The sequence below is a fragment of the Halomonas sp. genome, from assembly GCF_014859505.1.
Taxonomy (GTDB): Bacteria; Pseudomonadota; Gammaproteobacteria; order Pseudomonadales; family Halomonadaceae; genus Halomonas.
The window spans coordinates 1-9,267 of sequence record NZ_JACUUD010000107.1 but is presented as its reverse complement, the minus strand read 5'-3'; the positions used below and the strand labels follow the sequence as shown (position 1 = coordinate 9,267).

Here is a 9,267-nt window from a genome sequence, read left to right as displayed (position 1 = left end):
GTTGCGATGTGCCATGTTGCGATGTGCCGCCATAGAGGGGATCACGAAATGGCGCGTTGATGTGGATGGGGCCGCGATCGGTACCGCTCAGCGCCTGCAGGCAGTGATCCAGCTGTCTGACCAGCCAGTTGGCACTGACGGCCTTGTCCGGTGGCGGCAGGTCGAGTTGCGAGCGCACATGCAAGGCAAACAGACCGGGCTGTTCGATGGCCTGGTTGGCGCCGCAATGGATCAGCTCCGGTGGGCGGTCGGCGGTGAGGGCGACCAGCGGCTGGTGGGTCTGGAAGGCCTCCACCAGAGCGGGATGCAGGTTGGGCACCGCTGTGCCGGAGGTGGTGATCAGGACCGTGGGCCGGCCGCTGGCCCGGGTCAGTCCCAGGGCGAGAAAGCCCAGGCCGCGCTCGTCGAAATGGGTGTGCAGTGCCAGGTCGTCCCGGTGGTCGGCCAGGCGCGCTGCCGCGAGTGCCAGTGGGGCGCTGCGACTGCCCGGGGCGATGCAGATGTCCCGCACGCCATGATCATGGAGGCGCGCCAGTATCAGGGTGGCCCAGACCTCGTTGACATGGCTGAAGACGGTCTGCATCGCCACTCTCAGGACCACAGCACGGCCAGGAAGGACTCGATCTTGGCTTCCAGCTCGTTCCACTCCGACTCCGGGGTGGAGCCTGCGACAATGCCCACCCCGGAATAGCAGAGTACCTGGTTGTCTTCCACCAGGGCCGAGCGGATGGCCACGGCGAACTCCGAATATCGCGGTGAAATCATGCCCATGACACCACTGTACCAGCCGCGATCGTTGGTCTCTCGACGAGCAATGAGGTCCTGAGCCTCACGGCGTGGCGATCCGCAAACAGCAGGCGTGGGGTGCAGGGCGTTGAGTAGTTGATCGTCCATGACTCCGGGACGGAGGGTGCCGTGGATGGGCAGGTAGCGATGCTGGATTCGATCCAGTTTCACCACGCCGGCCTGTGCGGGGCAATCGATGTGTATCACCCAGGGAGCGAGGCGTTCACGCACGTAACGGGTGACCAGGTCGTGTTCATGGATCAGTTTGGGGTCCTGCAGCAGGGTGTGTTCCAGTCGGGCGTCTTCCTCGCGGCTGTGGCCACGGCGCACGGTTCCCGCCAGGGATTCGGTGCATACCCGCCGGTCTTCCCGGCTGAACAGTCGCTCCGGCGAACAGCCCATGAACAGCTTGCGGCCATGCTCAAGGGCAAAGCAGAAGCTGCCGTCGTTGAAGTGATGCCAGCGTTTCAGGGCCATGAAGCCCGGCAGCGCCTCGTTGAGCTGCAACTCTACCCGGCGGGCCAGTACGGCCTTGTGGATATGTCCCTGGTCGATGTGTTCCAGGATGTGGCGGATATGTTCCTGGCACTCATCGAAGCTCATGTTGTTCAGGCGCCGAGTGATGCGGATTGACCAGTCAGCGTCGGCCGGCAAGGGTGGTGCGAAGCTCAGGCGGGAAAGGTGGGTGATCAGCCGGGTCTTGTTGCGCACGAATTCGTCGTGGTTGCTGGCGTGCAGGTTCACCGCCAGCCGAAAATCACCGTCTCGCTGTCGCAGTTCGATGGCCGGCAGCACAAAGCGGGCAGCGGGGAAGTCATGCCACTCTCTCTCGCCGGATCGTCCGTCGAAGGCAAAGCCACCCAGGAAAGCCGTATCCCGACCATCGGTGATAGCGGTGATGCGCTTGAGCAGCCGGTCGTAATCCTCGGCGGTGTCGGCATCGAGTTCCACGGCGATGCCTATCCCGGCCAGGGTGAGAGTCTGTTCCCGGTTCTGCCAGAGGCATCGGGATTCGCCGGGATTGTTCTCTAACCAGTGAAAGGCATCGATGGCAGGAATGGCGACCGCGGCATGCAGCAGCTCGCCTTCTCGAAAGCGCCAGCTGTCTATCTCGGCGAGTAATCGTGTCACGGCCTGTTGGTGGGAAGACAGGGCGTGATGGGCAGGCCCGGGGCACGGCACGACAATCCTGGGCCGCGGACTGTCAAGAACAGTACTTCTGCCCAGCCACTGGCGGTCCTGACCCAAGGGCTTCTCGGGTGATGCTCGATGCTGGCTGGATGATGACACGGAGACTCCTCTAGAACCTGGTGCCCGTGCTGGCCAAGCCATGAATTTCTCTTTCTACGCAGGGCTTGGCACGCATGATTTCGGTCAATCCGAGATGGGTCGTCAGTACATCTTATTATATTAAACACCATTTCCAATGGCTATGACGTGGATCAGCCCGAGGTGTCACGCCAGCTTGTTCTGGGTTCCTGAACCTGGCTCGCAGAAGCGCTGAACGGTGATGCGTCGAACCTGAGGCTTGAAAGCCACTGCCACCGACTCCATTGAGCAAGTAAAGGTAAATTAAATAGGGACGAACGGTGCGTCCGACCGCGTCGCTACCCCGATGGAGGAAGTTCTCATGCGTTTCGACAAGTTCACCGCCAAGCTGCAGAACGCCGTGGCGGACGCCCAGTCCCTGGCCGTGGGGCGAGGACACAACCAGCTGGAGCCCGGCCACCTGCTGCTGGCGCTGCTCGACGCCCGCGACACCGGCGTCAAGGCCTTGGTGCAGAAGGCCGGTGGCGATGCCGCCCGGCTGCGCGACGGCCTGGTGGGCCACCTCGACGACCTGCCGAAGGTCGCCCACTTCGACGGCGAGGTGCAGCCCTCCCGCGAGCTGATCAAGCTGTTCAACCTCACCGACCGCGAGGCCCAGAAGCGTGGCGACCAGTACATCGCCAGCGAACTGGTGCTGCTGGCCGCCCTGGAAATGGGCCACGCGGTGACCAAGCTGCTGACCCAGGCCGGAGTGACCCGCAAGTCGCTTGAGGCCGCTATCGAGGGAGTGCGTGGTGGCGCCAGGGTCGATGACCCCAACGCCGAGGACCAGCGCGAGGCGCTGGCCAAGTACACCCTGGACCTCAACGAGCGCGCCGCCAGCGGCAAGCTCGACCCGGTGATCGGTCGCGACGACGAGATCCGCCGCACCATCCAGGTGCTGCAGCGGCGCACCAAGAACAACCCGGTGCTGATCGGCGAGCCCGGCGTGGGCAAGACCGCCATCGTCGAGGGGCTGGCCCAGCGCATCGTCGACGGCGAGGTGCCCGAGAGCCTCAAGGACAAGCGCGTGCTGTCGCTGGACATGGGCTCTCTGCTGGCCGGGGCCAAGTTCCGCGGGGAGTTCGAGGAGCGCCTCAAGTCGGTGTTGAACGAGCTGGCCCAGGAGGAGGGCCGGGTGATCCTGTTCATCGACGAGCTGCACACTATGGTGGGCGCCGGCAAGGCCGAGGGTGCCATGGACGCGGGCAACATGCTCAAGCCGGCACTGGCCCGCGGTGAGCTGCACTGCGTGGGCGCCACCACTCTGGACGAGTACCGCAAGTACATCGAGAAGGACGCCGCCCTGGAGCGCCGCTTCCAGAAGGTGCTGGTGGACGAACCCAGCGAGGAGGATACCGTGGCTATCCTGCGCGGCCTCAAGGAGCGCTACGAGGTGCACCACGGCGTGGAAATCACCGACGGCGCCATCATCGCCGCGGCCAAGCTGTCGGCGCGCTACATCACCGATCGCCAGCTGCCCGACAAGGCCATCGATCTGGTCGATGAAGCCTCCTCGCGGATCCGCATGGAGCTCGACTCCAAGCCCGAGGAGATGGATCGCCTCGACCGCCGGCTGATCCAGCTCAAGATGGAGCGTGAGCACCTCAAGAAGGAGACCGACGAGGCGTCGAAGAAGCGCCTGGAGAATCTCGAGGAGCAGATCGAGGAGCTGTCACGCGAGTACGCCGACCTCGACGAGATCTGGAAGGCCGAGAAGGCCAGCATCCAGGGGGCCGCCCAGTTCAAGGACGAGCTCGAACGCGCCCGGGTGGAGCTGGAGCAGGCCCGCCGCCAGGGCGATCTGGCGCGGATGTCCGAGATCCAGTACGGGGTGATTCCCGGGCTCGAGAAGAAGATCGCCGAGGCCGGTGAGGGGGAGGCCGATACCTCCAGGCACCAGCTGCTGCGCTCCAACGTCACCGAGGAGGAGATCGCGGAGGTGGTCTCGCGCTGGACCGGAATCCCCGTGGCCAAGATGCTGGAGGGCGAGCGCGACAAGCTGCTGCGCATGGAGGAGGCGCTGCACGAGCGGGTGATTGGCCAGGACGAGGCGGTGATTGCGGTGGCCAACGCTGTACGCCGCTCCCGGGCGGGCCTTGCCGACCCCAATCGGCCCAATGGCTCCTTCCTGTTCCTGGGCCCCACCGGGGTGGGCAAGACGGAGCTGTGCAAGTCGCTGGCCAACTTCCTCTTCGACACCGAGGAGGCCATGGTGAGAATCGACATGTCGGAGTTCATGGAGAAGCACTCCGTGGCGAGGCTGATCGGCGCGCCTCCCGGCTATGTGGGCTACGAGGAGGGGGGTTATCTGACCGAGGCGGTGCGCCGCAAGCCCTACTCGGTGCTGCTGCTCGACGAGGTGGAGAAGGCCCACCCGGACGTCTTCAACATCCTGTTGCAGGTACTCGAGGACGGCCGCCTCACCGACGGCCAGGGTCGCACGGTGGACTTCCGCAACACCGTGATCGTGATGACCTCCAACCTGGGCTCGGACATCATCCAGCGCATGGGCGGCGATGACGCCGACTATGAGCAGATGAAGGCCATGGTGATGGAGGTGGTGGGCACCCACTTCCGGCCTGAGCTGATCAACCGCATCGACGAGGTGGTGGTCTTCCACGCCCTGGGTCAGGAACAGATCCAGGCCATCGCCGGCATCCAGCTCGAGCGACTGCGCGCCAGGTTGGCCGAGCACGACCTCGGCCTCGAGGTCAGCGATGCGGCCATGGCCCAGCTCGCCGTGGTGGGCTTCGACCCGGTCTTTGGGGCGCGTCCGCTGAAGCGGGCGATCCAGAGCCGCATCGAGAATCCGCTGGCTCAGGACCTGCTGGCCGGCAGGTTCCTGCCGGGGGATGTCATCCACGTGGAGGCCGAGGGCAGCCAGCTGGTGTTCCAGAGCTGAGGCAAACAAAGCGTTACGCAGTCGCCCGGGTGTGTCCCCGGCGACGGTCTACACTGAATTTGGTTGCGTCCTGTAACCCCCTTGCCCGCCCGGCTTCCCGCCCGGCGGGTTCTTTTATAACCGCCTCCTGTCCCCGCCGCTTGTTCCCACGAGAAGGGCTCAGGCCTTTTTCGCGGTTGACACCGTTGCGTCGCTAATGGAATCTTGGCGCTTCCTGATTTGCGGGCGCGGAACTCTGCGGGCAACCCCCCATCCCCGCGCGAAGGGTAGGCCAAGGGGCCTGTACCCGCCGAAGGACTTCCGAGTGCGGGCCAACCGCCCGGCTCGGCCAACGCCCCGACGCGGCGATCCGCCGCGATGAGAGTGCAGGCCCCAACCGGGTCTATGAACGCCAGGGTTTGGCATCAGGTGCCGGCGTGTCCGGCAGCGGCATATCGCCGCACTCGACCCCGTGCCCACGTCGGGCGCGGATCGCACTCGAGACCTCCAGGGGAGAAACACAACGTGGAACTGCTTTCCGGCGCGGACATGATCGCCCGCTTCCTTCAGGATGAGGGCATCGAATACATCTACGGCTATCCAGGCGGAGCGGCGCTGCATATCTACGACGCCCTGTTCCGTCAGGACAAGGTCAAGCACATCCTGGTACGCCACGAACAGGCCGCCACTCACGCCGCCGACGGCTACGCGCGTGCCTCGGGCAAGCCGGGCGTGGTGCTGGTGACCTCCGGCCCTGGCGCCACCAATGCCGTCACCGGCATCGCCACCGCCTACATGGATTCGATCCCGATGGTGGTGCTGTGCGGGCAGGTGATGAGCCACCTGATCGGCGACGACGCCTTCCAGGAAACCGACATCATCGGCGTGACCCGCCCTATCGTGAAGCACAGCTTCTCGATCAGGCACCCGAGCGAGATCCCGGAAGTCCTCAAGAAGGCCTTCTACCTGGCCTCGACCGGCCGTCCCGGCCCGGTGGTGGTGGACATCCCCAAGGACATGACCGCCCCCACCGAGCGTTACGAGTACATCTATCCGAAGAAGGTGAAGATGCGCTCGTACAACCCGGTCACCCGCGGGCATACCGGCCAGATCAAGAAGGCCGTGGAGATGATGCTCAAGGCCAAGCGTCCGATGTTCTACACCGGTGGTGGCGTTGTCTTGGGGCGGGCCAGCGAGGGGTTGACCGATCTGGTCAAGCGGCTGGGCTACCCTATCACGACGACCCTGATGGGCATCGGCTCCTACCCGCAGAGTGATCGGCAGTGCCTCGGCTGGCTGGGCATGCACGGTTCCTATGAGTCCAACATGGCCATGCACCATGCCGACCTGATCATTGCTATCGGTGCGCGCTTTGATGATCGGGTGACCAACAACACCTCCAAGTTCTGCCCTACGGCCAAGATTATCCACGTCGATATCGACCCGAGCTCGGTCTCCAAGACGGTGCGCGCCGATGTGCCGATCGTGGGGCCGGCCGGCAGCGTGATCAGCGAGATGATCAGCCTGGTGCAGGGCAAGGAGCCCTCTCAGCCGGAGGCGCTGGCCGAGTGGTGGCAGAAGATCGACGGCTGGCGCGAGGAGCGCGTGGGCAAGCTCTATGAGCCTTCGAAGCCCGCTGAGATGCTCAAGCCCCAGGAGGTCATCGAGGCGCTGTGCCGGGTGACCCGCGGCGAGGCCTATGTGACCACCGATGTGGGTCAGCACCAGATGTTTGCGGCCCAGTACTACAAGTTCGACAAGCCCAATCGTCTGATTACCTCCGGCGGTCTTGGCACCATGGGCTTCGGCTTTCCGGCGGCCATGGGGATCAAGCAGAATTTTCCCGATGACGACGTGGTCTGCGTGACCGGTGAGGGCAGCTTCCAGATGATGATGCAGGAGCTCTCGACGTGTAAGCAGTACGGTATCGGCCCGAAAATTATCAATCTCAATAACGCTTCGCTGGGCATGGTGCGCCAGTGGCAGGATCTGAACTACAAGGCTCGTCACGCGAATTCCTACATGGAGTCGCTGCCCGATTTCCATCTGCTGATCGAGGCCTACGGCTTTACCGCGATCACGGTGAATACCATCGATGAGCTGGAGCCGGCTCTCGAGCGCACGTTCGCCAACAAGCACGAGCTGGTGTTTCTAGATGTGAAGGTCGACCCGCACGAGCACGTCTATCCGATGCAGGTGCCCCTGGGCGCCATGCGTGACATGCTGCTTTCCAAGACGGAGCGGACCTGATGCGCCATATCATTTCGATTCTGATGGAAAACGAACCGGGCGCCCTGTCTCGCGTGGTGGGGCTCTTCTCTCAGCGCAACTTCAACATCGAGACGCTGAATGTGGCGCCTACCGAGGATCCGAGCCTGTCGCGGCTGACCGTGACCACCGTGGGCGACGACCGGGTCATCGAACAGATCACCAAGCACCTCAACAAGCTGATCGACGTGGTAAAGCTGGTGGATCTCACCGAGGGCAATCACATCGAGCGCGAGCTGATGCTGGTGAAGGTCAAGGCCCTGGGCGCGTCCCGCGACGAGGTCAAGCGCACCGTGGATATCTTCCGTGCCCAGATCGTCGACGTGACGCCGAGCCTCTACACGGTGCAGATCACCGGCTATGCCGGAAAGCTGGATGCCTTCCTGCAGGCCATGGCGCCGGTGGGTATTCTGGAGGTGGCGCGTACCGGAGTCTCGGGGATAGCCCGCGGAGATAAAGTCCTGTCTCTGTAAGCAGTCAGCTGCCAGACGTCACAGGCCGCCCCTCGGGGCGGCCTTTGGTATTGCGGGCAGACGCTCAGCGCTCGATGACATCATCCCACAGTGCGCGGATCAACTGGCTCTTGAGCCGTCGCTCCAGCACGCAGAGTCCTACATCGTAGTGGGGCAGCTCCGGCTTGACCGGCAGTATCCGCACCCGCTCCTGGAGAGGACTGTTGTCGAGCACGATCTTTGGCACTACGCCGATTCCGAAGCCCAGACCCACCATGCTGACGATTGCCTCGTGGCCCGCCACCTGGGCGTAGATCCTTGGGGTCACGCCCAGGGCCTTGAACCAGGTGTCGGCGAACTCACGCGACAAGCCCGCCTCGGAGAGGATCATCGGTACCTGGCGCCACTGCTCGGCACTGGGCGTCTCGGGGGTCGCCGGAATCCAGTCGTGGCAGTCGTGGGGGGCGATGAACACCAGCGGCGAGCGGGTCAGCGACTTGAAGGCCAGTGCCTCGGGCGTCTGGCGGGGGCGAGGGGTGATGGCCATGTCCTCCTCGCCGGCCATCACTCGGGCCATTGCCTCGGCAGGGTCGCCGGTATGCAGCTTGAGCTCGATACCGGGGTGGTGGGCGCGGAATTCGCTGAGTAGTTCGTAGAGGAAGCTGTAGCTGGCGGTGACCGAGCAGTAGACGCTGATCTCGCCGGTGAGGCGCAGTGCCTCGCTCTGTAGCGACAGGCGCAACTGCTCCCACTGCTCCATGGCCTCCCGGGCGTAGGCCTGGAAGGTCTCGCCGTGGCGGGTCAGGGCCACGTGGCGGTTGTCGCGCTCGAAGAGCGCCACGTCCAGGCTCTCCTCGAGCTGGCGGATCGAGCGCGACAGGGTCGAGGGGCTGACGTGGCAGGCATCGCTGGCGCGGCCGAAGTGGAGTGTCTCGGCCAGGGTCAGGAAGTGCTTGAGGGGGCGCATGTCCATGCCTGGATTATTGCATAATCTGGCATGTATTGTTGCATATATAGCGTTTTACGCAACGGCGGGGCCGGCGTATGGTGTCTTCATCGGATGCCGCGAAACCAGTCCCGCAGCAGACGGGGCGGGTGGCCATCAACGCCGACACCCACATCGACCCACATCGACCCACGTTCCAGGAGCTTCACCATGCACGTTTACTATGATAAGGACTGCGACCTCTCCCTCATCCAGGGCAAGAAGGTCACCATCGTGGGCTATGGCTCACAGGGTCACGCCCACGCCAACAATCTCAAGGAGTCCGGCGTGGACGTCACCGTCGCCCTGCGTGCCGGCTCCTCCTCCGCTGCCAAGGCCGAGGCCGCCGGCCTCAAGGTCGCCAGCGTGCCCGAGGCGTGCAAGACCGCTGACGTGGTGATGATCCTGGCCCCGGACGAGAACCAGAAGGCGATCTACGAGAACGAGGTCGAGCCGAACCTGAAGCAGGGTGCCACCCTGGCCTTCGCCCACGGCTTCAACATCCACTACAACCAGATCGAGCCGCGCAAGGACCTGGACGTGATCATGATCGCGCCCAAGGCCCCGGGCCACACCGTGCGCTC

At 64.1% G+C, this 9,267-nt stretch carries 7 protein-coding genes; 4 read left to right on the top strand and 3 right to left on the bottom strand.

What is annotated here, in order from left to right; all coding sequences use genetic code 11:
• A partial coding sequence (gene menD, locus IBX53_RS12640) for a 2-succinyl-5-enolpyruvyl-6-hydroxy-3-cyclohexene-1-carboxylic-acid synthase (RefSeq protein ID WP_290909794.1) occupies window positions 1-583 on the bottom strand: 583 nt, incomplete at its 3' end.
• Window positions 584-591: 8 nt separating this feature from the next.
• Complete coding sequence (locus tag IBX53_RS12635) at window positions 592-1,917, bottom strand: isochorismate synthase MenF (RefSeq protein ID WP_290909792.1); 1,326 nt, start codon at window positions 1,915-1,917, stop codon at window positions 592-594.
• Window positions 1,918-2,416: 499 nt separating this feature from the next.
• On the opposite strand from IBX53_RS12635, the gene clpB reads away from it, so the two are divergent.
• The 3 genes from clpB (at window position 2,417) to ilvN (ending at window position 7,719) form a co-directional block, all read left to right on the top strand.
• On the top strand, window positions 2,417-4,999 hold the full coding sequence (clpB, locus tag IBX53_RS12630) for an ATP-dependent chaperone ClpB (RefSeq protein WP_290909790.1): 2,583 nt from the start codon (window positions 2,417-2,419) through the stop codon (window positions 4,997-4,999).
• Between the two features lie 504 nt (window positions 5,000-5,503).
• On the top strand, window positions 5,504-7,228 hold the full coding sequence (locus tag IBX53_RS12625) for an acetolactate synthase 3 large subunit (RefSeq protein ID WP_290909788.1): 1,725 nt from the start codon (window positions 5,504-5,506) through the stop codon (window positions 7,226-7,228).
• Entirely contained in the window at window positions 7,228-7,719 is a 492-nt protein-coding gene (gene ilvN / locus IBX53_RS12620; RefSeq protein WP_290909786.1) for an acetolactate synthase small subunit, read from the top strand. The genes IBX53_RS12625 and ilvN overlap by 1 nt, the downstream gene beginning before the upstream one ends.
• A gap of 64 nt (window positions 7,720-7,783) precedes the next feature.
• Here ilvN and ilvY read toward each other — a convergent pair whose 3' ends face one another.
• A complete protein-coding gene (ilvY, locus tag IBX53_RS12615; protein ID WP_290909784.1) occupies window positions 7,784-8,671 on the bottom strand; it encodes an HTH-type transcriptional activator IlvY in 888 nt (295 codons plus the stop codon).
• A 183-nt stretch (window positions 8,672-8,854) separates the two neighbouring features.
• On the opposite strand from ilvY, the gene IBX53_RS12610 reads away from it, so the two are divergent.
• Window positions 8,855-9,267 (top strand): NAD(P)-dependent oxidoreductase (locus tag IBX53_RS12610; protein WP_290909782.1); only part of this gene is annotated, 413 nt, incomplete at its 3' end.